This window comes from uncultured Bifidobacterium sp., assembly GCF_945269915.1.
Taxonomy (GTDB): Bacteria; Actinomycetota; Actinomycetes; order Actinomycetales; family Bifidobacteriaceae; genus Bombiscardovia; species Bombiscardovia indica.
Genome location: NZ_CALYOY010000011.1, coordinates 21090 through 46889, shown reverse-complemented (window position 1 = coordinate 46889; position 25800 = coordinate 21090). Strand labels below are relative to the sequence as shown.

The following is a 25800-nucleotide window of genomic DNA, read 5'->3' as shown; positions in this document are numbered from 1 at the left end:
GCATCCGGCTGTGAACTCTTCACGACACGTATCCAGACGGCTGCGCCAGCGCGTGGCCGTCTTTGCATGCCTGGCGGCAGTGGCCATCGGCCTGGACCAGGTCAGCAAGGCCCTGGCGCGGATCGTCCTGGCCGATGGCGCCACCCACCCCTTCCTGGGCTCCCTCGTCACCCTGAGACTCCTGCGTAACCCAGGGGCCTCCCTGGGGCTGGGTTCCCGGGCCACCTGGGTCATCTCGATCATCGCCGTCGTGGCCTGCCTGGTCATCATCGTCCTGGCTCTGAAAACGACATCCATGGCCTGGACCCTGGCCCTCTCCCTGGCTTTCTCCGGGGCTGCGGGGAACCTGATCGACAGGGTGGCCTATGCCGACGGCTTCCTGAACGGGAAGGTGGTCGACTTCCTGGATTACGGGTGGTCGGTCGGCAATATCGCCGACATCTATCTGACCGTGGCCGGTCTGGTCATCGTCCTGTTGATCCTGGCCGAAGTGCGGTTCAACCCCGTCGCCGTTGCCAGGCAATCCGATGCCGACACGACGGCTGGGGAGGAGCACGGGGGAGCTGCACTGTGACCAAGCTCCTGCCGGCCCCTGATGCCCTGGTGGGCAAACGTCTGGACATGGCCCTGTCCAAGATGCTGGGCATGTCCCGTGCCAAGGCTTCTGAACTCATCGTCGGCGGCCAGGTGCGGATCATGGGCCGGAAGGTGACCAAGTCCTCCACCCTGCTCAGCGGGGATCTGATCGAGCTGGACCAGCCCGATCCCGTTGACGAGGTGGAACCGGTGGCCGATGACATGCCCGTGGTCTATGAGGACGAGGACGTGGTCGTCGTCGACAAGCCGGTCGGTGTGGCCGCCCACCCTTCGGCGGGGTGGACCGGACCGACCGTCCTGGGCAGCCTCCTCCACCGGGGGACCCACATCACCTCCATGGGGGCCCAGGATCGCCAGGGCATCGTCTCCCGTTTGGATGCGGGTACCAGCGGCCTCATGCTGGTCTGCAAGTCCGACCTGGCCTACAAGGAGATGCGCCGGCAGTTCGCCCACCACGAGGTGGTCAAGATCTATCACGCCCTGGTCCAGGGCAACCTGGTCCAGGACAAGGCGACGATCGAGGCTCCGATCGGGCGGGCCAGGGTCTCCGATTTCCGCTTCATGGTCACCCCGGTCGGCAAGGAGGCCATCACCCACTGGGATGTCATGGAGCGCTTCGGCTCCAGCACCCTGGTCAGTGTGAACCTGGAGACCGGCAGGACCCACCAGATCAGGGTCCACTTCTCATCCATCGGCCATCCGCTGGTCGGTGACCACATGTATGGGGCCAATCCCGACCTGGCCGGACGTCTTGGCCTGACCAGGCAGTGGCTTCACGCCATGCGCTTGGAATTCCGACATCCACGCACCCACATCTGGACCAAGGTGGTCTCCTCCTACCCGGCCGACCTACGCCGGGCCCTGGACCGGGAACGGGAGGAAAGCCTCCAGCGCAAGGACTGACGGGCCCCGGTGGCAACCTGTATACGCAGGGAGCTGACTGCGGCGATTCGGCCAGGGCGACGGCTAGATTGGAGTGTATGTCCTCTTCCCAGTCGAACTTCGTCCACCTGCATACCCATACCCACTATTCCACCCTGGATGGGGCTTCAAAGATCCCCGATCTGGTTTCCGAGGTCAAGGCCCAGGGCCAGCCTGCCGTGGCCATCACGGACCATGGCAACATGCACGGTGCCTATGAGATGTGGCGGACAGCCGTGGATGCGGGTATCAAACCCATCATCGGCATCGAGGCCTACGTGACCCCCGAAACGGCCCGTCAGGACAAGACCAGGGTCCACTGGGGCACCGAGGAGCAGCGTTCCGATGACGTCTCCGGCGGTGGTTTCATCACCCATATGACCCTCCTGGCCAGTGACGACCAGGGGCTGGTCAACCTGATCAAGGCCTCATCGGTGGCCAACCTGGAGGGTTTGGTGGGCAAGTGGCCCCGTATGGACAAGGACCTCCTGTCCACCTACCATCAGGGCGTCATTGCCACGACCGGCTGCCCCTCGGGAATCGTCCAGACCCGGTTGCGCCTGGGCCAGTTCGACGAGGCCTTGAGGGCGGCGGGGGAGTTCCAGGACATCTTCGGCAAGGAGAACTACTACGTCGAGCTGATGGACCACGGCCTGGAGATCGAGCGCCGGGTGACCAAGGACCTTCTGGAGATCGCCAAGCGGCTGGGTGCCCCCCTGGTGGCCACCAACGACTCCCACTATGTTCGTGAGGAGGATGCCTCGGCCCAGGATGCCCTGCTCTGCATCAACTCCGGTTCCCGACTGACCGACCCCGGACGGTTCAAGTTCGGCGGCTCCGGTTACTACATCCGCTCAGCCGAGGAGATGCGTCGGATCTTCAAGGACTTCCCCGAAGCCTGCGACAACACCCTGGAGATCGCCGAACGTTGCAACGTCATGTTCGACGACCATGAGGACGGGGCCTTCATGCCCCGGTTCGACTGCCCCGAGGGGTGGGACGAGACCTCCCTCTTCCTGAGGAAAGTGGACGAGGGGCTGAAAAACCGGTACCCGGATGGGATCCCCGAGGAGGTTTCCCACCAGGCCGACTACGAGTGCGGTGTGATCTGCCAGATGCAGTTCACCGGCTACTTCCTGGTGGTCTCCGACTACATCAACTGGGCCAAGCACCATGGGGTCATGGTGGGGCCGGGCCGCGGTTCCGCCGCAGGTTCCATGGTTGCCTATGCCATGGGGATCACGGAGCTGGACCCTCTGAAGCACGGCCTTATCTTCGAACGCTTCCTCAATCCGGAACGTGTCTCCCTGCCTGATATCGATATCGATTTCGACCCCGACGGCAGGGCCAAGGTCCTGGAGTATGTAGCCGACAAGTATGGCTCGGACAAGGTGGCCCAGTGCGTCACCTACGGCACCATCAAGACCAAGCAGGCCTTGAAGGACTCTGCCAGGATCATGGACTACGAGTATGCCATGGGCGACCAGGTGACCAAGGCCCTGCCCCCCTCCGCCAACGGGAAGGACATGAGCCTGAAGGAGATCTTCGACCCCACCTCCAAGCGGTTCGCCGAGGCCAAGGAGTTCCGCGACCTCTACGAGACCAACCCGGACGTGAAGCGTATCACCGAGGAGGCCAAGGGCATCGAGGGGATCATCCGCCAGACCGGTGTGCACGCCTGCGCCACCATCATGGCATCCAACCCCATCACCGACACCTCGCCCCTGATGGAGCGCAACGACGGTACGGTGACCACCACCTTCGAATACCATACCTGCGAAACCCTGGGCCTGGTCAAGATGGACTTCCTGGGGCTGTCCAACCTTTCGGTCATCAGGGATACGATCAACAACATCGAACGGAACGGGAAGGACCCGATCAGCATCGAAAAGGTCCCCCTGGACGACAAGGAGACCTACGAGCTCCTGGCCAGGGGCGACACCCTGGGTGTCTTCCAGCTCGATGGCGATGGGATGCGTTCCCTCCTGAGGATGCTCAAGCCCGATAACTTCAACGACATATCCGCCCTGATCGCCCTCTACCGGCCGGGGCCCATGGATATGAATTCCCACATCAACTACGCCAAGCGCAAGAATGGCCTGCAGAAGATCGAACCCATCCACCCCGAGGTGGCCGAGCCCCTCAAGACCGTGCTGGACGAGACTTACGGTCTGATCGTCTACCAGGAGCAGGTCCAGTCCGCGGCGCGAATCCTGGCGGGCTATTCCCTGGGCAGGGCGGACGTGCTCCGCCGAGCCATGGGCAAGAAGAAGCCCGAGGTCCTGGCCAAGGAGCAGGTTCCCTTCTTCGAGGGGATGAAGGAGCATGGTTACTCCCGGGAGGCGGCTCAGGCCGTCTGGGACGTCCTGGTACCCTTCTCTGGGTATGCCTTCAACAAGGCCCACTCCGCGGCCTACGCCCTGATCGCATACTGGACCGCCTACCTGAAGACCCATTACCCGGTGGAGTTCATGGCCGCCCTCCTGGAGAACGAGCGAACCAACAAGGACAAGACCGCCCTCTACCTGGGTGAGGCCCGGAGGATGGGTATCCAGATTCTGCCGCCGGACATCAACGAGTCCGTGGCGGAGTACTCCGCTGTCGGCGACGTGGTCCGCTTCGGCCTGGCGGCCGTCCGCAATGTGGGTGCCAAGGCGGTCGAGGAGATCGTCAAGGAGCGGTCCGGCCCCCGGGGCAAGTACATCAACTTCATCGACTTCGTCAAGCGGGCACCCATGGACGTCCTCAACAAGCGGACCGTGGAATCCTTGATCAAGGGGGGTGCCTTCGACGGCATCGACCCCAACAGGAGGGCCCTCTTCCAGATCCATGACGAGGCCATCTACCAGGTCATGCCCATCAAGCGCAAACAGGCCGAAGGACAGTTCGACCTCTTCGCCGAGACCGGTGACGGAGAGGACGAGTCCGATGCCCTGGGAGACGCCCAGGTCACCGTCCCCGATATTGATGAGTGGGACAAGTCGACCAAGCTCAACTTCGAGCGGCAGATGCTGGGGCTCTATGTCTCCGACCATCCCCTGAGCGGGATGACCTCTGTCCTGGCCGGAATGAGGGACATGTCGATCGCCCAGCTGCTCAATCGGGCCAACACCATGGGCAACCAGACCGTGACCCTGGCCGGTATGGTCACGGCGGTCGACAGGCGCGTCTCCAAGAAAGGGAACCCCTGGGCCATCATCACCATCGAGGATCTGGAATCCTCGATACAGTGCATGTTCTTCGGAAAAGTATACGAAGCCAACGCCGATGACCTCTCCCTGGACTCGATCATCCGGGTACGGGGGCAGGTGGAGTTGCGTGACGAGGCGACCAGCCTGCGTGTCACCGACATGGAGGTCCCCATGCTGGAGTCGGCCGACGAGAGGCCCCTGACCATCACGCTGCCGCGGACCGCCCTGGACCGTGGACGGATGCAACGGCTGGCCCAGATTCTGAAGACCCATCCCGGGTACTGTCAGGTCAGACTGGCCGTGACCGACGACAAGGGCAACGTGCGCATGCTGACCTTCGGGGATGGGTTCCGGACCACCCACGACACCTCCATGCTGGCTGAGATCAAGTCGGTCTTCGGGCCCTCCTGCCTGCCGTCCGCCTAGGTTTCACCCCCGAACCGTCTCACCATATGGGATGGTGACGAATCACCCGTGTTGGTGACACAAAAGTTCACTACCATCGAGGTATGTCAAACCTCATGATGAGAACCATGGACCTGCGTGGGAAGATCATGTCCCGCGCCCAACTCCTCGCCGCCATGCCCAGGGCCGATATGGGCACCCGCGAGGCCGGCAGCCAGGTGCAGCCCATACTGGACCAGGTACGTAAGCGGGGCGCCGCCGCCCTGCGTGATCTGGAGGAGAAGTTCGACCATGTGCGTCCCCATGATCTGAGAGTGCCCGCCTCGGCCATGCAGGAGGCCCTGGAGGGGCTGGACCCCAGGGTCAGGGATGCCATCGAGGAGTCCGTCGCCCGCATTCGCAAGGTCTGCACCACCCAGGTGCCCGAACCCATGGCCACCGACCTGGCCCCCGGTGCCAGGGTCAGCGAGCGGTGGATCCCGGTGGAGCGGGTCGGACTTTATGTGCCTGGTGGCAAGGCCCTCTATCCCTCATCGGTCATCATGAATGCGGTGCCTGCCCAGGTGGCCGGTGTCGACTCCCTGGCCGTGGCCACGCCTCCCTCTTCCGATGACCCCCGTGGTCTTCCGGCGGCGATCATCCTGGCCACCTGCGCCATCCTGGGTGTGGACGAGGTCTACGCCGTGGGCGGGGCCCAGGCCGTGGCCATGTTCGCCTATGGGGCCAAGGGCTCCGAACCCCAGGATGGGGAGATTCTCTGCGATCCGGTCGATAAGATCACCGGCCCGGGCAACATCTTCGTGGCCACGGCCAAGCAGATGGTCTCCGGCATGGTGGGCATCGATGCGGTGGCAGGACCCACCGAGATCGCCATCCTTGCCGACGGCCAGGCCAACCCCGAATGGGTGGCGGCCGACCTGATCGGTCAGGCCGAGCACGATGAGCTGGCCGGGTCGGTCCTGATCACCGACAGCCCGGACCTGGCCCAGGGGGTCCAGGAGGCCCTGGGGCACAGGGTGCCACGGACCGAGCACGCCGAGCGGGTTCGTACCTCCCTGGGCGGCAGCCAGTCGAGAATCATCCTGACCGACGGGATCGACCAGTCCATCGCGGTGGCCAACGCCTACGCCGCCGAGCACCTGGAGATCCAGACGGCCGACCCCGACCCGGTCATCGACCGTATCCGCAACGCCGGCGCCATCTTCCGCGGTCCTTACTCCCCGGTGCCCCTGGGCGACTACATGTCCGGGTCCAACCACGTCCTGCCCACGGGCGGCACGGCCCGGTTCGACGTGGCCCTGGGCGTCCACACCTTCATGAAGCCCGTGGAGGTCATCGAGTACGACAGGGAGGGACTCAAGCCCATAGCGGCCAAGATCAACGATTTCGCTGTCTCCGAGGACCTGCCTGCCCACGGTGAGTGCATCCTGAGCAGGTTCCTGAATGACCCCTACGACAAGGCCGACCTGGAGTCCAATGAAGAGAAGGCCGGTCTGCGGTGAGTGCCATCCCCGCCGATCTGCCCCTCCGCTCGGACCTGGTCGGGGAGGAGCCCTATGGTGCTCCCCAGCTTGATGTTCCCGTCTGTCTGAACGTCAACGAGAACCCCTATCCCCTGGACCCGGAGGTGGTCGAGGCCATCTGCAGGCGCGTCCGCAAGGTCGCGCCCGGCCTCAACCGATACCCGGACAGGGAGCACGAGGACCTGCGCCGGGCCTTGGCGGACTACCTGAAGGGGGAGTCCCGGGCCTGCCTGGGGCCTGAGCAGGTCTGGGCGGCCAACGGATCCAACGAGATCATGCTCCAGCTCTTCCAGGCCTTCGGGGGCCCGGGCAGGACCGTACTGGGCTGCGATCCGACCTACTCCATGTACCCCGAGTACGCCAGGGACACCTTCACCAACTGGGAGCTGGCCCACCGGCTGTCTGATTTCAGCCTGGACATGGACACCACCATCGAACGAATCAAGGCACTGGGCCCCGCCATGGTTCTGGTCACCAGCCCCAACAATCCCACCGGAACCCCCCTCCCCATGGAGAATCTGACCAGGCTCCTGGAGGTCTGCTCCCAGATCCGGGTGGCGGGAGCCGGTCCACAGGCCCGGCCCATCGTGGTGGTGGACGAGGCCTATATCGAGTTCCGCGATCCGGGCACCCCCTCCGCGGTCAGCCTGATCGGTCGATACGACCACCTGGCGGTCAGCCGGACCATGTCCAAGGCCTTTGCCTTCGCCGGTGCCAGAGTGGGGTACCTTGCGGCATCAAGGGAAATCATCGATGCCGTCCGCATCGTCCGGATGCCCTACCATCTGAGTGCCCTCACCCAGGCCGCCGCCCTGGCTGCCCTGGAGCACACGGACCTCCAGCTGGCCCGGGTGGACCAGCTCCGCAGGGCCCGCCGGGCGACCGCCGAGTGGCTGGCCGGTCAGGAGTACCATGGTCGACCACTGACCGTGGTGCCATCGGCATCCAATTTCATCCTCTTCGGCACCTTCCCGGACCGAGATGCCATCTTCGAGGCCATGAAGGACCAGGGTGTGCTGATCCGGGCCGTTGGCCCCGAGGGCTATCTGCGTGTCTGCATGGGCACTGACGCTGAGATGGAACGGTTCCGCCAGACCCTGGTCGGGGTCCTGGAAGGGTCGTAGGGGGTGGTGGACCAGCGGCACGGCTATGCTGTGGTCTAGACGCCGCGCCTGACGACCGGATGGGGCCAGGCCCTGAAGGGGCCGATGGGGTCCGTGGGATGGGCCGGTGCGCACGGCAGAAAGCAGAGGAGCAACAATGGCAGGCAGAACAGCCACCATCACCCGCCAGACCAGCGAATCCAAGGTGAGTCTGAGCCTGGACCTGGACGGTACCGGGGTGACCGATATCGATACTTCGGTTCCCTTTTATGACCACATGATGACGGCCCTGGGCAGGCACTCACTGATCGACCTGACCATCGAGGCCAGCGGGGACACCCCGATCGATGTCCACCACACGGTCGAGGATGTGGCCATCGTCTTCGGTGAGGCCCTGGCCCGGGCCCTCGGCGACAAGCGTGGCATCAGGCGGTTCGCCGATGCCACCGTCCCCCTGGATGAGGCCCTGGCCCGTGCCGTGGTCGACATCTCCGGCAGGCCCTACGCGGTGTGCACCGGGGAACCCCAGGGATTCGAATACGCCATGATCGGCGGGCATTTCACCGGTTCCCTGGTCAGGCATGTCATGGAGTCCATCGCCATGCACGCCGGCATCTGCCTCCACCTGACCCTCCTGGCCGGGCGGGACCCCCACCACATCGCCGAGGCCGAGTTCAAGGCCCTGGCCCGGGCCCTGCGCTTCGCGGTCGAGCCCGATCCCAGGGTGGAGGGCATTCCCAGCACCAAGGGGTCGCTATGAGTGCCGACGAGAACAAGGACCGGAGGAACGAGGGTCTGCCGGATTCGGGCCATCATCTGAGCGACGAGGAGATCGAACAGGCCATGGCCGGTTTCGAGGCCGAGTTCAGCGAGGACCAGGGCCAGGGCAGCGGGGACTCCGATGAGGATTCCGGGGATGGGACGCAACCTGATCCCGCCACGCATCCCGAGTCCGCCGACGGGTCTGCGGCGGGGCTGAGGGAGGCTGAAGGGGCGTCCTCCGACTTTGATCAGGAACTTGAGGGTCTGATCGGTAACCGGGCCAAGGCGGCCGTCATGGTGACCCGTCTGGCCTCGGCCGAACTTCTGGCTGCCTTCTGCCAGCTTTCTGACATTTCCGCCTGGTGCATCCAGGCCCGTGAGGGTGCCGTGGCCGTTCTGCGCAACCTGGACGGGGACGGGCCCGAGACAGCCATCCGCGACCTGACAACGGTCGTTTCCGGGCTCAGCGCCATCCTGGCCGTCAACAGGGCAGACAAGCTCGAGGTGACCCTCTGGATCAACGGTCAGTCCGGGCAGACCTTTGCGCCTCCCATGCTCTTTGCCTCCACGCCCGACTTCGTGGAGGACCTGATGATCGGGACCATCACGGTGGACGGGCTGCGCGAGGACGGGGCCACGATGTTCGACTCAGGCGACTACAACCGCGAGAAGGCCATGGGCATCATCGCCGCGCACACCAGATTCGGAACAGGCGGTTCGGCCCGGAAGGGTCGCGTCGAGTAGAGGTTCAGGACACAACCTGCAAGGAGGGTCATGACCAGGATACAGGTGCTTGATTATGGGTTCGGCAATGTCAGATCCATGGTCCATGCCCTCTCCCAGCTTGGCGTCGATGTGGAACTCAGCGCCGACCCGGACCTGGCCATGCAGGTCGATGGCCTGGTCATTCCCGGAGTGGGTGCCTATGGGGCCTGCATGGCGGGATTGCGCGCCGTCGGCGGCGACAGGGTCATCCGTGGTCGGGTGGCCCGGGGGCTGCCGGTTCTGGGGGTCTGCGTAGGTCTCCAGGTCATGTTCCAGTCCGGTGACGAGGACGGTCGGAGCGAACCGGGCCTGGGACTGATTCCTGGTCGGGTCTCCAGGCTGGATGCCGATGTGGTCCCTCACATGGGATGGGACCAGGTCCAGGTGGCTCAGGGGTCGAAACTCCTGGCGGGGGTCGAAGACCAGAGCTTCTACTTCGTCCATTCCTATGCGGCCATGGCCGTCCTGGATACTCGAGCGGAGAGGGGGGCGGAGCCTGATTTTCCCCTCCGTCTGCCGGTGCTCCAGGAAGACCGGGAGGCCGAATCAGGGGCGAAGTCGGCCAAGGCCCCGCAAGACCTGACTGCCGGCGAACCGCTGGTCACCTGGACGGCCTACGGGCGCAGCAGGTTCGTGGCCGCATACGAATGCGGACCCCTGAGCGCCACCCAGTTCCATCCCGAGAAGTCGGCCCAGGCCGGCGCACGATTGCTGACCAACTGGATACGGACCCTTTCCGGGGCTTCCGGACTCCCATCCGAGAGAGGTGAATGAGATGCTGACGCTCCTACCGGCGGTAGATGTCCGCGACGGGAAGGCGGTCCGGCTCAGGCAGGGGGTCTCCGGCTCCGAGAAGGTCTACGGGGAACCTGCCGATGCCGCCAAGGCCTGGGCGGACCAGGGTGCCGAATGGCTCCACCTGGTCGACCTGGATGCGGCCTTCGGCACTGGTGACAACCGCGACAAGCTGACCGCCCTGGTCAATGAGTTGGGCGACAGGGTCAAGGTGGAACTCAGTGGCGGCATCCGTGACGATGCCAGTCTGGAGGCCGCCCTGGACGCCGGCGCCACTCGGGTCAACATCGGCACGGCCGCCCTGGAGGATCCGGAGTGGACCGGTCGGGTCCTGGAACGGTTCGGGGAGAAGGTCTGCGTGGGTCTGGACGTGCGCGGGCACACCTTGGCCGCCCGGGGTTGGACCCGGAAGGGCGGTGACCTCTTCGAAACCATGGAACGCCTGGACCAGGACGGGTGCGGCCGGTACGTGGTCACCGACGTGACCCGTGACGGGATGATGACCGGCCCCAATCTGGACCTCCTGGGCCAGGTGGCCGACCGGACCTCCGCCAGGGTGACCGCCTCGGGCGGCATATCCAGCCTGGCCGACCTGGAGGCCATCGCCGGCCTGAGCGACCGTGGGGTGGACAGCGCCATCCTTGGCAAGTCCCTCTACGAGGGGGCCTTCACCCTGGGTCAGGCCCTGGACCTGGTCTCCGGGCATTGTTAACGCAATAAGCAAGACTGCGAAATATAGGAATGGGAACATGAGCTCTATGGATAAGCAAGAGGAATTTGCGCTGCGCACTGTCGAGGAGCGCGATGTTCGGTTCATACGGCTTTGGTTCACGGACGTTCTGGGTACCCTGAAATCGGTGGCCATCGCGCCGGCCGAGCTGGAGGTGGCCTTCGAGGAGGGCCTGGGCTTCGATGGGTCCGCCATCGAAGGCATGACCCGGGTCTCCGAGGATGACATGATCGTCAGACCGGACCCATCCACCTTCCAGATCCTGCCCTGGCGGGGGGGACCCCAGGGTACGGCCAGGATCTTCTGCGATGTGCTCACCCCGGATGGTGAGCCCAGCAGCGGGGATCCCAGGCACGTACTGAAGCGAGCCCTGGCCCGCGCCAAGGATAAGGGATTCATCTTCTACACCCATCCTGAGATCGAATTCTATCTCTTCGAAAACCAGGAGGACTGGTCGAAGCCCCCGGTGCCGATTGACGAGGGCGGCTACTTCGACCACGTGCCCCGCAGCCCGGGGATGGACTTCCGCAGGGCCTGCGTAAACATGCTGGAGCAGATGGGCATCTCGGTGGAGTACTCCCACCACGAGGCCGGCCCCGGTCAGAACGAGATCGACCTGCGTTACGCCGATGCCCTGACTACGGCCGATAACATCATGACCTTCCGGACGGTGGTCAAGGAGATCTCCCTGGAGCGGGGGATCTATGCCAGCTTCATGCCCAAGCCCTTCACCGACCAGCCCGGCTCCGGCATGCACACCCATCTGAGCCTCTTCGAGGGCGACAGCAACGCCTTCTATGAGGTGGGCCAGGAGTTCAACATGTCTCAGACCGCCCGCCAGTTCGCGGCCGGCATCCTGGCCCACGCCGCTGAGATCTGCGCGGTGACCGACCAGTACGTCAACTCATACAAGCGGCTCTGGGGAGGGGCGGAGGCGCCCAGTTACGTGTGCTGGGGGCACAACAACCGTTCCGCCCTCCTGAGAATTCCCCAGTACAAGCCCGGCAAGGGGAACTCGGCCCGGATGGAGTTCCGTGGACTGGATCCTGGGGCCAACCCCTATTTGGCCTATTCCGTCCTCCTGGCCGCCGGACTGGACGGGATCGAGCAGAAGATGACCCTGGGCGAGCCCACCAGCGATGACGTCTGGGAGCTGACCGATTCGGAGCGTCAGGCCATGGGCATCGCCCCCCTGCCCGACTCCCTGGATTCCGCCCTGAGGCTGATGGAGAAGTCGGACTTCGTGGCCGACGTCCTGGGCGAGCACACCTTCGAGTACTTCCTGCGCAACAAGCACAAGGAGTGGAACAGCTACAGCCGCCAGGTCACCCCCTACGAACTGGAGTACTACCTGCCCCGCCTGTAAGCGTGTCCGCCGACCAGTGGGGATGGAGCTACACCCCGCGGGCCGGTGGTGGCATCATCTCCGGGGAAACGGCTCTGCCGCGTCAGGCGGTTGGGTCTATCTATCGGCCCGGCCGAACCAGGAGTCATAGATGATGACGAAATTCCTGTTGCCATAGCTGGAGCAGGAGTCGCCCTCCCCGTCGCCGGCCGCCAGGGCCGCGGTGTTGGGCTGATAGGGTGTGTAGATGTAAAGCAGGGCAGTGGCATCGTTCTCGATGTAGACATCGGCGGTGCCGCAGGAGGCATCGGGGCTGAACCTGACCTGGTTGATGGCCCCGGTCCGGAACCGGTAGTCGGACCGGTGGGTCTCATAGTACCTGTACCGCTTGGCTGCTCCGTAGACCTGGTTGAAGAACCCGGCATACTTGGCGTCGCAGGCGGCGTCATCGGGGCAGGAGAGCCCCATGGCCGACCGGATCTGGGTGGGGTCCGGATTCTTGGCCGTGACCAGGTGCTGCTCTTTCTGGAGCATGGTCAGGAGGACCTTCTGGCTGATGCCGCAGGCCCTGGCCGATCCGTCGATGATCTGGGCCGCGGTCTGGCCCTTCCCTCCCTGGTAGGGATCGCAGAGCCCATCGCCCTTGGGGCTGGGGGTGTCCACCTTCATGGTCCTCAGGCAGGAGTCGCCGGTGCATGAGGCCCCTTTCCGGTCCAAGAAGGACTGGACATCCTCGGCGTTCATGCCGGTGGTGTCATGGAAACGCCGGTCGGTGATGATCCTGCCCGGGTTGAACTCGTACTGACGGGCTGTCTCGTTCTGATGCTCCCGGGTCCTGTCCACCAGTCGGCGGTATGAGATGAAGCGCGCCGAGACGATGATCAGGGCGACCACCAGCACCAGGGCCATCAGGGCGGCGGCCACGGTCTCGATACGGTGGGTCGTGTCCATCCGTTTCCAGGCCCGGGTCAGGCCTGCTCCGGCGGACCGCCTCTTCCTTGTCTTTCCCATGGTTCAGGCCTCCAGGATCTTCTCGATGCGTTGCAGACTCACGGGTGTTGCCGTGCCCAGTTCCTGGGCCCAGATGGAGACGTAGTACTCCTCCAGCATCCACCTGGCCTCCTGGGCCCTGTCCATGGCCGCCTCGCGGGCGGGGCCGTTGGGCAGGGCCGACGCCGCCTTCAGGGCGTTGTCCACCTTATCCTGAGCGGTCTGGGCCTGCCAGGCCCAGCGTACATCCCGGTCCTTGTCCCGCCGGGCCTTTCCCAGGCGCATCAGGTCGGCATGGAGGTAGGTCTGGAGGCGGGGAAGCGCATAGGGTGGATCTGCCCCGATGAACCCCTTGGCCACCAGGGATGATGCATGCTGGCGGATCCACTGCAGGACGGAGAGGAGGGGGAGGTCGGCCGGTCCGGAGACGGCCTTGTCGACCTCGGCGTAGCGCTGGAGGATGGCGATCACATCCTTGGCCACCTGGTAGACGGTGTCCTCGAAGACCTGACCCAGCCCGGCCACCGTCTCCTGGAGGATGCGGTCATCGGTGATGGCCCCGGTTTCGGGGATCAGGCGTTTGACGGCCGCCAGCTGGAGGTCCTTGGCCAGGGCCTCCGTGCCGGGGTAGGGGGCCGATGCCAGCATCAGGGATTCGCGGCTCAGCCAGCGCGAGGATATGCGCTGGGCCGGTAGTTCAAGCTTCTCCAGGGCGGCCTGCCAGATCATGTCCTTCCGGGGAACGGTCGTGGCACCTGCCTTGTGGAGGAGGTCGGCCCGCTTGACCACCTGGCCCTCCTTGGCGGCCTGGGAGGCCTTGCGCCCCACCACGTTCCGGGCGGATTCCCTGGCTTGACCGGCAAGACGGGACTGGAGTTCGGCCAGGGACTTGGACTGCCCCAGGACCTTGAGTCCGCCTGGACCTGATCGACCACCCTTGTCGGGATGGCGCCTGCGTCTGGTTCCCTCCTCGACCTGGAAGGTCATCCGCAGGTAGGAGGGAAGCCGGTCCTCTTGGGCCTGGTCGAAGACCTCGGGATGGATCTGTGCGCCGACCACGTCGATGGCGGCGGCGGTGAAGACATGGTTGAAGTCGGGCCAGGCGCCTTCGGGCGGCTCCTGGTCTATCGGCCGGTGGCCCCCGGCGGCGTCGCCTCCGGAGTTGCCGGCAGACCCATAGACGGCCTCCTGGCCCTGCTGATCCGGGTCCCCGCCGGGGAGGGTGGGGTAGTGTCCGTCTATCCACCGCCGGATGGCCCTGGCCGTGTCGGGGGCGGGGACGAACTGGACCCGCAGGGTCTTGGGGAGGGACTTGATGGTGGAGACGATCAAATCATCCAGGAGTCCCGGCACGTTCCAGGTGAACTCCTGCGGATTCAGGCGTGAGAGTGCCCCGACCGGTATATGGACGGTGACCCCGTCGTTGGGGTCTCTGGGGTCGTAGACGTAGGTCAGGGGGAGGTCCAATTCGCTCCCGTCCCTGCCCAGGGTGTGCCAGTGGTCGGGGTAGTCGCCGGGGTGATACCCCCCCTCGTCCTGGGTGAGTCGTTCCACCTGGCCCGGGTCGAAGTCCAGGAGGTGGGGGTTCCTGTCGCGGTTGTGCCGCCACCAGTTGCTCAGGGCCGCCAGCGAGGTGGCCTCCCTGGGCAGCCGCTCGAAGTAGAAGTCGGCCAGGTCCTCCTCGTTGACGCTCTCGGCCACACGGCGGGTGCGGCTGGTCTGGTCGTCGGCCTCCCGGAGGATGTCCCGGTTGGCCTGGATGAAGCCATCATGGGGGAAGTGCTGGCGGATGTCGCCCTCGACCAGGCCCTGGCGTACCAGGAACTCACGGGCCTGGGTGGGGTTGATGGACCCCCATTGAACGGTACGGTCCTGAACGATGGGCAGCCCGTAAAGGAGGACCTTGGAGGAGGCCACGGCCGACCCGCGTGAGGCCGACCAGTGGGGTTCCGCATAGGTGGTCCGTGTCAGTGAACGTGCCAGGGGTTCGGCCCAGGCCGGGTCTATCGCCGCGCAGTACCTTGCCCAGAGACGGGAGGTCTCGACCAGTTCGGCCGACATGATCCAGGCGGGGGTGCTCTTGGAGACGGCCGACCCGGGGAAGATGGCGAAATGGGTCCCCCGGGCCCCCCGGTATTCGTTCTTGGACCGTTTCTGCGCTCGCTTCATGGCCTTGGCCCTGGCTGCCCCCTTGAGTCCGGTGAAGTCCGATGCCTTGGGCTCGTGGATGATCTGCATCCCCATGCTGGACAGGAGACCGGAGAGCATGGCCCGGTGGATTCCCTGGTCGTCCCAGGAGGAGACCAGGGCGTGTGCGGCTTGCTGGGCCAAGGGGAGTTCGAGTATTTCCTTGTCGGGCCCCTTGACCGGCTTGGGGGTGCCCACCCTCATGTGCCCTCCCTGACACATCTGGACCAGCTGCTGGTAGAGGTCGTGCCATTGCCGCATCCGCAGGAAACTCATGAACTCCTGCTTACAGGCTTTGCGCAGGACGGAGTTGGAGGGTTGCTTCCCCCCGGGGAAGAAGCGGTGCCAGATGTTCAGGGCCGTCAGGAAGTCGCTGGACGGATCGTCGTACCGGGCGTGGAGACGGTCGGCCTCCTCCCGCTTCTCCTCGGGGCGCTCGCGGGGGTCCTGGAGGGAGAGGAAGGCCACGACCACCAGCACGGCCGCCAGGGTGTCCGGGGTGGCGTCCTGACCGGCCTGGAGGATCATCCTGCCCAGGCGGATATCGATGGGGATCCTGGCCAGTTTCCTGCCCAGGGGGGTCAGTCTGACCTCCCCGCGGTGGCGGGCCACGGCCTGGAGCTCGGTCAGCTCGTTGAAGCCATCGGTCACGGCCCGGGTGTCCGGTGGATCGATGAAACCGAACCCTGTCACGTCCTCGGCCGTCCGCGCCACGCCCACCGAGAGCATGTGGAGGACCACCGCACCCAGGGAGGTGCGCAGGATCTCCGGGTCGGTGAACCTGGGGCGGGTGTCGTAATCGTCCTTGCTGTACAGGCGGATGGCGATGCCGTCGGCCACACGCCCGCAGCGCCCGGCCCGCTGGTCTGCTGAGGCCTGTGAGATGGGTTCGATGGGAAGGCGCTGTACCTTGGCCGACTTGGAGTACCTGCTGATCCTGGCCAGTCCCGGGTCAACCACGTAGCGGATGCCGGGCACGGTCAGGGAGGTTTCCGCCACGTTGGTGGCGATGACGATGCGCTGGTGGTTGCGGTGTTCGAAGACCCGGTGCTGCTCCTTGGCTGAGAGCCGGGCGAAGAGGGGGACCAGCTCAATCGCGTCGGGGCGCTGCATGTCCGAGGTCCGGGGGCCGAAGTGGTGCCTCAGGGCCGTCTCGTATTCACGGATGTCACGCTCGCCGGCAGCGAAGACCAGGACGTCACGAGGTCCCCCCACATGGGCTGAGTGGATGACCAGCTCGGCGCAGGCCCTGGCCACGGCGGTGGGCACATCCAGGTCGTCCTGGTCCCGGTCCCCGTCCTGGTCGAAGCCACCGGAGGGGAATCCCGGAACGGACCGCATCAGGGCGGGTGCCGAACCGGCGGGCTCGTAGAGGGTCTGGACCGGGTAGGTCCGGCCGGAAACCTCGATGACCGGCACCCTGGTGTGGAGGGCCTTGGCGAAGTGGTCCCGGAACTTGACGGAATCGATGGTGGCCGAGGTGATGATCAGCTTCAGGTCCGTCCGCCTGGGCAGGAGGGCCGTCAGATATCCCAGGAGGAAGTCGATGTTGAGACTGCGCTCGTGGGCCTCGTCGATGATGATTGTGTCGTAGGCCCGCAGCTGGGGATCGCCCTGTATCTGGGCCAGGAGGATGCCGTCAGTCACCACACGCAGGCGGGTGCGCTTGGAGGACCGGTCGGTGAACCTGACCTGGTAGCCGATTTCATCCCCCAGCCGCACCCCGGTCTCGGAGGCGATGCGTTCGGCCACGGTCCGGGCCGCGATGCGCCTTGGCTGGGTGTGGACGATCTGATGACCGTGGGTGCCCCGCCCCATCTCCAGGAGGATCTTGGGTATCTGTGTGGTCTTGCCCGACCCGGTCTGGCCGGAGACGATGACCACCTGTGAGGTCCTGACGGCCTGCGCTATATCATCCTTGGCCGCGCTGACCGGCAGCTCCGCCGGGTACTGAAACCTCATGCCCGGCCCGCCTCGATGATTCGGTAGCCCTTGGCCGAGGCGAACTTGCCGACCGTCCAGTCGGGTCCCAGACTCCGGGCCAACCAGGGGATCAGGGAATCCGCACCCAGGTTGCGTTGGACGACCAGGTAGGCCTTGCCCCGGGGATTCAGACGGGGCAGGTAGCCCATCAGGAGTTCGTGAAGCGCCTCCTTGCCGACCCGGATGGGCGGGTTGGACCAGATCAGGTCAAAGGTGAGGTCGGCCGGCAGCAGGTCGGGCAGGACCGCCCTGATTCCTCCCAGGCCGTTGGATTCGGCGTTGCGCCTGGTCAGGTCCAGGGCCCGTTCGTTGATATCGACGGCGTATATGCGGGCCTGGGGGGAGAGGAGGCCCATGCTGAGGGCGATCGGGCCCCATCCGCAGCCCAGATCAAGGAAGTCCCCGGTCTGCGGGGGGGCAGGGACCTTCTTCAGGAGGACCGAGGTGCCCAGATCCAGTCTGTTGGCCGAGAAGACCCCGTTGGAGACCTGTACCGGAACCTGATGGCCCACCAGGTTGACCTGGATGGTCCTGCGTTCGTCGGGGGAGGCGGGACTGGCCGTGAAGTACTGTTCGTCGCGGTGGGCCGACCGCCGTTCGTCAGTGGGGGTTCCCTGGTTCCTGTCCATCATGCCTGTCCTGTCCGTTCCATCCGTCCTGCCAGTCTTCATCCTTGTCCGCCAGCGGCCCTTCCGGAAGGCCTCTTACCTGGTTCAGCCCGTGGCTTCTTCAATGTCTGCTAAGACGATGATAATAAAGACCATGCCGTGATTCCGCTTATACCGGATTCCCGGCGGATTCCATAGTCCATGTGTGCAGAGGTGCCTTTGACCCAGAACCATCCCAGAGAAGACGGTGCAGACCCCGGCAAAGCCGCCAACCCCGACCCGTCCGGGCCTCGGGGGGAGGTGCCGTCCCCGCCTACCCGTCCGAAACGCGTCGACCCCCTGGCCGGGCGGTCCGAGGTCCTTTCCGACCGGTCCGCAGGGGGGTCGCCCCCGGCCGGTGAACAGGTGGAGTGGGAGGAACGCCAGCGGCGCAGCCAGTTCAGGCACGTCGAAGGGTTGGGCGAACTCCGGGATGTGACCGAGGTCGAGTACCGGAAGGTCCGCCTGGAACGGGTGGTTCTGGTCGGCGTCTGGTCGAATGCCCAGACCCATGTGGAGGGAGCCGAGGAATCCCTGCGTGAGCTGGCCGCCCTGGCCCAGACAGCCGGGGCGGAGGTCCTGGATGGCCTTCTCCAGCAGCGGGACAAGCCCGACCCCGCCACTTACGTGGGTTCGGGCAAGGCCAGGGAGTTGGCCGATATCGTTGCCAGGCTCGAGGCGGATACGATCATCACCGATGATGACCTCCACCCCTCCCAGCGACGTGCCCTGGAGGACATGACCAAGGTCAAGGTGGTCGACAGGACCGCCCTGATCCTCGACATCTTCGCCCAGCATGCCACCAGTCGGGAGGGCAAGGCCCAGGTGGAGCTGGCCCAGTTGGAGTACATGCTGCCCAGGCTTCGTGGTTGGGGTGGATCCCTCTCCCGTCAGGCCGGTGGCCAGGCCGCGGGTCAGTCCGGTGGCATCGGGTCACGAGGCCCCGGTGAGACCAAGATCGAAACCGATCGCCGTGTCATTCGTCACCGTATCACCCGCCTGAAGCGTCAGATCGCACAGATGGCCCCCTCCCGACAGGTCAAGAGGGGGTCGAGGCAGCGGTACGGCCTGCCGGCCGTGGCCGTGGTGGGGTATACCAACGCCGGCAAGTCCTCCCTGACCAACCGGCTGACCGGGTCCCGGGAACTGGTGGAGAACGCCCTTTTCGCCACCCTTGATACGGCCGTGCGCCGGACCAAGGCCAGGGACGGGCGACTCTATGTCTACGTCGACACGGTCGGGTTCGTGCGTCGCCTGCCCACCCAGCTGGTCGAGGCCTTCAAATCCACCCTGGAGGAGGTGGCCCAGGCCGATCTGATCCTTCATGTGGTGGACGGCTCCCACCCCGACCCCTTCGGGCAGATTCGCGCCGTCGACAAGGTCCTGGCCGACATCGAGGGCGTGGGGTCCATCCCCAGGGTCCTGGTCTTCAACAAGGTCGACCTGATTGATCGGGCCACCCGGGAGAGGTTTTCCAACCTTGAGCCCGATGCCTTCCAGGTTTCCGCACGGAGCGGAATCGGTATCGACGATCTGCGTGAGCGGGTGGAATCCCTCCTGCCCAGGCCCGAGGTCCATGTGGAGGCCCTCCTGCCCTATACCAGCGGGTCCTTGTTGGCTCGCGTCAGACAATTCGGTAGGGTGACCGCCCTGGACTACCGACCTGACGGAATAGGGCTGAGCGCCGATGTGGATGACGGATTGGCGGCTGCCCTCATGAAGGAGTCGATAGACTGAAACCGTTGGCGACCTTGGCTGGTCTGGTCGGTTCGAGTCTTTCTCGGTATTGTTTTGAAGTTCTGATCGGCTGGTCTGTGCGGTGAAGGTCCCGTACAATCGCCTGTGATAGGGAAATCATGACCGAAGGTCATATACTACGGATACAGTGGGTTTAATGAAAGCGGCAAACCCGTCTTTCTCGGGTTCCGATAAGAGAGGTCCAATAAGAACTATGGCGGAATCACCAATCAGGCCAACCAAGCTTGCGATTGTAGGAGCTGGGGCGGTGGGCTCCACCCTGGCATTTTCGGCTGCTCAGCGTGGCATTGCACGCGAGATTGTGCTCGAGGATGTCAACAAGCAGCGTGTGGAGGCGGAGGTGCGCGATATGCAGCACGGCTCCAGCTTCTATCCGACTGTTTCCATTGACGGGTCGGATGACCCGCAGATCTGTTCAGGGGCCGACATGGTGGTCATCACCGCCGGTGCCCGGCAGAAGCCGGGGCAGACGCGCCTCGACCTGGCCGGCGCCACCATCGAGATGATGAAGTCCATCATCCCGCAGATGGTCGAGGTCGCCCCCAATGCCATCTTCATGCTCATCACCAACCCCGTCGATATCGTCACCAGGGTCTCCCTGGACCTGTCGGGGCTACCCGCCAACCAGATGTTCGGTTCGGGCACCAACCTTGATTCCGCCCGACTGCGCTACCTGATCGGCCAGCAGACCGGTGTCAACGTGAAGAACGTCCACGCCTACATTGCCGGCGAGCATGGCGATTCCGAGGTTCCGCTCTGGTCCTCCGCCACCATCGGCGGGGTTCCCATGTGCGACTGGAAGGAACTGCCCGGCCACCAGCCCCTGGATGCGGCCAAGCGCGAGGAGATCCACCAGGAGGTCAAGAACGCGGCCTACCAGATCATCGAGGGCAAGGGTGCGACCAACTTCGCCATCGCCATGTCCGGTGTCGACATTATCGAGTCCATCATGAACGGGACGGACCGGATTCTGCCCGTCAGCTCGCTTCTGGAGGACTTCCATGGCATCACGGGTGTCTGCATGTCGGTGCCCAGCGTCCTCAACCGCGAGGGTGTCAACACCCACATCAACACCCCGCTCAGTGATGGCGAACTTGCGGCCCTGAAGCGGTCCGCCGATACCCTGAAGGAGACGGCCGGCAAGTTCGGTTTCTGATTTGTGTGCATCCATCCGGACCGGTTCGTTCTGAGCTCCGGGTCCTGCGGGCGCGGCGAAGCCTGACTGGTCCGGGCCTGAACTGGCATGGGGGCATCCGGGAGCAATCCGGATGCCCCATTTCTTTTGTGAAGATATTCCCCGACCCCGTTTTCATGATGTTAGGATGGCACCGCATGTGAGCCGGGTGGTTCGGCGTCGACATTGAGGAGAAGACCTCTCATCCAGGATGTGCCGCCTGGTGATGTATGGCCCGTCGGGTCCTGGGGCAAATCGATTGCGGGGAGGTATCCACTGATGGTCGAAGATCATGAGCATACTGGGGTGTCCAGTGAAGCCGGACGCCGGCATCGCAGGCAACTCCTGACCACCCTGGGGTTGACCGGTTCCGTCTTCATGGCGGAGGTCGCCGGAGCCTTCATCACCCACAGCCTGGCCCTCCTGGTGGACGCCGGTCATATGATGACCGATATGGCCGTCCTGATCGCCTCGACCGTTACTGCCATCCTTATGGACCGCCGCCCTACGGCCAACCGGACCTGGGGGTGGTCACGGCTGGAGGTCATCACGGCGGCCGGCGGTGCCTTAGTGCTCCTCCTGGTCGGTGTCTATGCCCTCTTCGAGGCCGGTAGGCGTCTGTTCGGGGGCAGCGATGGCCAGGTCGAGGACATAGGGCTCCTCCTTTTCTTCGGCATCCTGGGGCTGGCCGCCAACGTGGGGTCCATCCTCGTCCTGGGATCCAGCCACCAGGACAACCTCAACATGAGGGCGGCCTTCCTGGAGGTCATGAACGATGCCCTGGGGTCGGTGGCCGTGGTGGTCTCGGCCGTGGTCATGCTTCTGACGGGCTGGAACGGGTTCGACGCAGTGGCCGGTGGAATCATCGCCATCCTGATCATCCCCCGGGCCCTGGGCCTGCTCTCCCGAAGTTTCAGGGTGCTTCTGGAGGAACCCCCGCAGGGGCTGGATATGAAGCAGGTACGGGATCACCTGGAACAGGTCCCGGGTGTGCTTGAAGTGCATGACCTCCACGCCAATAGCGTCTCGAGCGGGTTGCCACAGCTGTCGGCCCATGTCACGGTCAAGGAGGGTACTTCCCCTGCCGAGAGTGAACGTATCCTGACCAGCATGCAGGAGTGTCTGCGTACCCACTTCCCTGTTTCCGTGGAGCACACCACCTTCCAGATCGAGCCCCTGGGGCATCGTGACCAGAGTGGTGAACATCTTGATATGTGAGGCGCGCAGCCGTCCGGAGTCCAGCAGCACCAGTAAGGAGGTAAAACACAGCTCACCTCCAGGTGGGCGGGAGGTGAGCTGTGATGATGGGCGGAATCAGACCTTGCGCAGGACGGTGACCACCTTGCCCATGATGGTGGCGTGGGTGCCGTCGATGGGGGAGTAGGCCGGGTTGTGGGGGATCAGCCAGATGTGGTCCCCATCCCGACGGAAGGTCTTGACGGTGGCCTCATCGTCCAGGAGGGCGGCAACGATTTCACCGTTCTCCGCCTGGTTCTGTTGCCGTACCACCACGAAGTCCCCGTCACAGATGGCGGCATCCACCATGGAGTCGCCGTGGACTTCCAGCATGAAGAGTTGTCCTGTTCCGGTCAACCGTTCCGGTAGCCGCATGACATCGTCTATGTGCTGGTCGGCCAGGATTGGTTGGCCAGCCGCTATCCTGCCCACCAGGGGGACATCATGCGAATTGGCGATGGCCTCATCCTGATCAGGTGTGGGGAAGGGAACGATCCTGGCCGTTGGTTCCTGCTCCTGGACAAGTTCTATGGCGCGTCCCTTGTTGGCGGTGAGCCGGATGTATCCCAGCTCTTCCAGGACCTGAAGCTGGTGCTTGACCGATGAGGTGCTCTTCAGCCCGGCATCCCTGCCGATCTCACGGAAGGAGGGGACGTATCCCTGCTCCTCCAAGTGGGCACGGATGGCTTGGAGGACGCGTTCCTGGCGGTCCGTCAGGTCGGTGTGAGCCTCCTGGTTCTTTTTCCCTTCTCTCTCCTCCACCTCGGTGGCCCCCTTCCGATTGGTGCGGGCAAGGTCCTCCCCGGGGCGCCCGGTCAAGGTTCGTGTCTGATCGGATTCGGGAACCGCCGCAGTCTCCTGGATGAGGTGGATGGTGGTCAAGGCGGGCTCCTTCTCTGTGGCTTCTGCTGACAGTGTATCCCAAAGATGAGAAAAATCAAACAAATGTTCGAACAGAGGTTGTCAAACCGGTCGGCGTGTGCCACAATGAGAACAGATGTTCGATAGAACAAACGTTCGAGAGAGGTGTGGTCATGACCAGTAGTACTGTAGCGAAGACTCCCGTGTCTCGGTCCGGGATGGCTGCCTCTTCCTGGTCGGCACAAGGACGATCCGCCGGTCGGCAGAGCTCAGGTCGTCGCTATCATCTGAACGCCAGGGGAAAGGTGATTGCTTTTCTCCTGGGTCTGGCCCTTGTCTTTGGTGGATTGGGGATAGGCGCACAGTTTGCCGAGTCCAGTACTGGTCCACAGGCGGTGGTGTCATACACGGTGCGTCCGGGTGACAGTGTCTGGACCTACGCGGCCTTGATTACCCCTGCCGGTGAGGACGTCAATGCCAACGTCGATCGCATCATGAAGATCAACAACCTCTCTACGCCAAACCTCCAGGCTGGGGACCGTCTTCTGGTTCCGAGCGATCAGGGTTGATCGGGACTCTGCCTTCGGGTGAACCGGGTGGTGCCACCCTCCGATGAATATGGGGAATGTGGCCAGGGTTTCGTCGGTCTGGTCTATTGATGTGATTTGGCGTTAAGATGAAAAGCATGCACTGTCCTTTCTGCCAGAACCCGGATACGAAGGTTGTCGACACCCGTATCAGCGAAGACGGCCATGCAATTCGGCGTCGTCGAGAATGCCCGCACTGCTCGCGCCGGTTCACCACTGTCGAGACCTCCATCCTTCTGGTCATGAAAAGGTCCGGGAATGCTGAACCCTTTGACCGTGACAAGGTCATCTCCGGCGTTCGCAAGGCATGCCAGGGCAGGCCCATTGATGAGGTTGACCTTAAGCAGCTGGGCCAGCAGGTCGAGGAGGATCTGAGGTCGCGAGGGTTGGCCCAGGTGGATTCGGAGGAGGTCGGCAAGGCAATCCTTACCCCGTTGCGCAAACTTGACGAGGTTGCCTATCTGCGTTTCGCATCCGTCTACCAGAATTTCGCTGATCTCGAGGATTTCCAGTCCGCCATCGACGTTCTGCGCGAAGAGGATAGAACCGAATCGCGGTAGGTATCCCTGCCCCCCCCCCCCGTGATATCTTCTGACCCCGTTCCGGACCGTAGTTCGCTCGAGACTGATAAGTGGAGCTTTTCAGAACAACAGCTGTGATAATCCACTATTGTCCTGTATCGGTACACGGTATTCCGGCTTGCTGATGGCGTTGTGTTCCGAATCGGTATCATGGTGAATCCGGTATTGATCGGCGGTGTCCGCAATCCGACAGCCTTGACTCGCGCCTGATCCAGTCAGGAGATCTTGTTGTGAACCGTTCATGGACGAATATCATCAAGGTCCTGTATGCCGTGGTCTTGGCTCTGGTCATGTTCGCTGGAGCTGGTGTAGCCAACGTGGCCTATGTTCGGAATCGTTGCGTGAATATCGATTCCTCCTACACGAACTTCGGTGATGGGCTGGTGTGAGGGGAACCTGCTCCTCGGATGCGACCAGGGTCCCGGACAAGTGGGCAATCTGTGGGTTTGGGGTAGTGCGGATCGGGTTGCAAACACACCGACACCGGGGAGCATCGATCGTGGACCGGCGGCAGGAACGGGGCGGCGCCGAACACAAAGGATGGTGACAAGCGCCAGGCCAGCAACAAGCCGGCTGTTGTGCATGGTCTTGGTTGCATCAAGGAGGTGGCCGGGTCCGCCTAAGCCACCATGGCTGTGGGACTGCTATGGGAACATCCAAGGATGGGTGACAAGACCCAAGGCGGTGGTTCCACCACGGTCAACACGGCCATAACCCAGCTACCGGGGTATGAGTCGGAAAAGAAGGTGGCAAGAGGAGGTGCATATGGGGTGTACAAAGACCTGACTGCACCACCGAAGGTATTCCCCGACCCCATCAATCAGGCGAATCCTCAGGAATCCGGCGCCACCTGGTGGCCCATAGACGGTCCGGGCACCCCGATAGGCACCTACCCGGGGCGACAATACCTTCAAGGTGAAGGACGTGGCATCCAACGAGTTGTCAGAAAGGGAACGGAACCGTATGAACCGGTGGGCACAACGTCTTCGGTGACAGAGGAGCGGGCAAGCACAATGCCAAGACCAGCGGATCCCGGAGCGAACACAATCCGGACGAATGGCCTGTGATCGACCATGACCTTGATGACAAGGCCAGTGGGACGGAGACGTGCGTATCCCCGGCACCAACCCCTGTGAGCTTTGCCCCCGGGCGTCCTCGTCAAGGCCCTGTGGAGTGGATATGAGAATTTCTATGCCGTTGATTCGGATGACACCATGTACTGCCGGCCGTGCCTTCGCCGTATCTGCCGGAATCAGCGATGAAGGGCTCCTGGGGGTGTTCCTCCAGTGACGATGACACCGACAAGAAGCAGAAGCAGGCTCCCTGTTCCCGGTCCTCCGGCAAGGACGCATGCTGTTTCAATCCGGTTCCGGCTCCCCTCGTATCCAAGGTGTCCAAGGAGAACGGCGGGTATCCGAAGGGGGCCGGAGGCCATGGATACGGAGCGCTGCTGACCAAGAGCCATAGACTCCGGGCCTGGGAGCCCCGGCCACCCGTATGGTCGTGCCGGAGGCCGCCGATGTAACCGACAACAGTGTGTACAGGGATGAGCCCAGGCAGTTTGATGCCATTGATGTCAACGGCAACCGTCTGTGGAAGAAGACGTCCTTGATGCCAAATGGGTGATACGGGCCGGGATAGGGCAGGCCTCTTCCACGC

Annotated in this window: 20 protein-coding genes; 16 read left to right on the top strand and 4 right to left on the bottom strand. The window is 63.9% G+C overall.

Annotated elements, in window-relative coordinates; genetic code table 11:
- Positions 1–10: 10 nt before the first annotated feature.
- From Q0K62_RS03380 to Q0K62_RS03335, 10 genes are all read left to right on the top strand, one after another.
- On the top strand, positions 11–574 hold the full coding sequence (locus tag Q0K62_RS03380) for a signal peptidase II (protein ID WP_297316569.1): 564 nt from the start codon (positions 11–13) through the stop codon (positions 572–574).
- Positions 571–1500: an RluA family pseudouridine synthase gene (locus Q0K62_RS03375; protein ID WP_297316568.1), complete on the top strand. Its 930-nt coding sequence runs from the start codon at positions 571–573 to the stop codon at positions 1498–1500. Before Q0K62_RS03380 ends, Q0K62_RS03375 begins: the two co-directional genes overlap by 4 nt.
- A gap of 77 nt (positions 1501–1577) precedes the next feature.
- Positions 1578–5135, top strand: coding sequence for a DNA polymerase III subunit alpha (gene dnaE / locus Q0K62_RS03370; RefSeq protein ID WP_297316567.1), 3558 nt, complete (start codon positions 1578–1580; stop codon positions 5133–5135).
- Positions 5136–5218: 83 nt separating this feature from the next.
- Complete coding sequence (hisD, locus tag Q0K62_RS03365; RefSeq protein WP_297316566.1) at positions 5219–6616, top strand: histidinol dehydrogenase; 1398 nt, start codon at positions 5219–5221, stop codon at positions 6614–6616.
- Positions 6613–7761, top strand: coding sequence for a histidinol-phosphate transaminase (locus Q0K62_RS03360; protein WP_297316565.1), 1149 nt, complete (start codon positions 6613–6615; stop codon positions 7759–7761). Before hisD ends, Q0K62_RS03360 begins: the two co-directional genes overlap by 4 nt.
- A 136-nt stretch (positions 7762–7897) precedes the next feature.
- Positions 7898–8500, top strand: a complete 603-nt coding sequence (gene hisB, locus Q0K62_RS03355) for an imidazoleglycerol-phosphate dehydratase HisB (RefSeq protein ID WP_297316564.1) — start codon at positions 7898–7900, stop codon at positions 8498–8500.
- Positions 8497–9246, top strand: coding sequence for a hypothetical protein (locus tag Q0K62_RS03350; RefSeq protein WP_297316563.1), 750 nt, complete (start codon positions 8497–8499; stop codon positions 9244–9246). The genes hisB and Q0K62_RS03350 overlap by 4 nt, the downstream gene beginning before the upstream one ends.
- Positions 9247–9276: 30 nt before the next feature.
- Positions 9277–10041, top strand: coding sequence for an imidazole glycerol phosphate synthase subunit HisH (hisH, locus tag Q0K62_RS03345; protein ID WP_297316562.1), 765 nt, complete (start codon positions 9277–9279; stop codon positions 10039–10041).
- 1 nt (position 10042) lies between these two features.
- Positions 10043–10774 (top strand): bifunctional 1-(5-phosphoribosyl)-5-((5-phosphoribosylamino)methylideneamino)imidazole-4-carboxamide isomerase/phosphoribosylanthranilate isomerase PriA, encoded by a 732-nt coding sequence (priA, locus tag Q0K62_RS03340; protein WP_297316561.1) that lies wholly within the window; start codon positions 10043–10045, stop codon positions 10772–10774.
- A 46-nt stretch (positions 10775–10820) separates the two neighbouring features.
- On the top strand, positions 10821–12158 hold the full coding sequence (locus Q0K62_RS03335; protein ID WP_297316560.1) for a glutamine synthetase family protein: 1338 nt from the start codon (positions 10821–10823) through the stop codon (positions 12156–12158).
- Positions 12159–12254: 96 nt separating this feature from the next.
- Here the strand turns inward: Q0K62_RS03335 and Q0K62_RS03330 are convergent, their stop codons facing one another.
- The 3 genes from Q0K62_RS03330 to Q0K62_RS03320 are packed head-to-tail and all read right to left on the bottom strand — an operon-like array spanning position 12255 to position 17929.
- Positions 12255–13148: a hemagglutinin gene (locus Q0K62_RS03330; protein WP_297316559.1), complete on the bottom strand. Its 894-nt coding sequence runs from the start codon at positions 13146–13148 to the stop codon at positions 12255–12257.
- A gap of 3 nt (positions 13149–13151) precedes the next feature.
- Positions 13152–17276, bottom strand: coding sequence for an ATP-dependent RNA helicase HrpA (hrpA, locus tag Q0K62_RS03325; protein WP_297316558.1), 4125 nt, complete (start codon positions 17274–17276; stop codon positions 13152–13154).
- The gene (locus tag Q0K62_RS03320) at positions 17273–17929 is read right to left on the bottom strand and encodes a methyltransferase (RefSeq protein ID WP_297316557.1); all 657 of its coding nucleotides are present in this window, start codon (positions 17927–17929) and stop codon (positions 17273–17275) included. Before Q0K62_RS03320 ends, hrpA begins: the two co-directional genes overlap by 4 nt.
- A 276-nt stretch (positions 17930–18205) precedes the next feature.
- Between Q0K62_RS03320 and hflX the strand changes: the two genes are divergently transcribed.
- The 3 genes from hflX to Q0K62_RS03305 all read left to right on the top strand — a co-directional run bounded on the left by hflX (position 18206) and on the right by Q0K62_RS03305 (position 22094).
- Positions 18206–19681, top strand: a complete 1476-nt coding sequence (gene hflX / locus Q0K62_RS03315; protein ID WP_297316583.1) for a GTPase HflX — start codon at positions 18206–18208, stop codon at positions 19679–19681.
- A gap of 214 nt (positions 19682–19895) precedes the next feature.
- Complete coding sequence (locus tag Q0K62_RS03310) at positions 19896–20858, top strand: L-lactate dehydrogenase (RefSeq protein ID WP_297316556.1); 963 nt, start codon at positions 19896–19898, stop codon at positions 20856–20858.
- Positions 20859–21155: 297 nt separating this feature from the next.
- On the top strand, positions 21156–22094 hold the full coding sequence (locus Q0K62_RS03305) for a cation diffusion facilitator family transporter (RefSeq protein WP_297316555.1): 939 nt from the start codon (positions 21156–21158) through the stop codon (positions 22092–22094).
- A 96-nt stretch (positions 22095–22190) separates the two neighbouring features.
- On the opposite strand, the gene lexA is transcribed toward Q0K62_RS03305, so the two are convergent.
- Positions 22191–22874, bottom strand: a complete 684-nt coding sequence (lexA, locus tag Q0K62_RS03300) for a transcriptional repressor LexA (protein ID WP_297316582.1) — start codon at positions 22872–22874, stop codon at positions 22191–22193.
- Positions 22875–23278: 404 nt separating this feature from the next.
- Here lexA and Q0K62_RS03295 point away from each other — a divergent pair, with 404 nt between their 5' ends.
- The 3 genes from Q0K62_RS03295 (at position 23279) to Q0K62_RS03285 (ending at position 24530) form a co-directional block, all read left to right on the top strand.
- Complete coding sequence (locus Q0K62_RS03295) at positions 23279–23542, top strand: LysM peptidoglycan-binding domain-containing protein (protein WP_297316554.1); 264 nt, start codon at positions 23279–23281, stop codon at positions 23540–23542.
- A gap of 116 nt (positions 23543–23658) precedes the next feature.
- Complete coding sequence (nrdR, locus tag Q0K62_RS03290) at positions 23659–24120, top strand: transcriptional regulator NrdR (protein ID WP_297316581.1); 462 nt, start codon at positions 23659–23661, stop codon at positions 24118–24120.
- Positions 24121–24371: 251 nt separating this feature from the next.
- Entirely contained in the window at positions 24372–24530 is a 159-nt protein-coding gene (locus tag Q0K62_RS03285; RefSeq protein WP_297316553.1) for a hypothetical protein, read from the top strand.
- The last annotated feature ends 1270 nt before the right edge of the window (positions 24531–25800 follow it).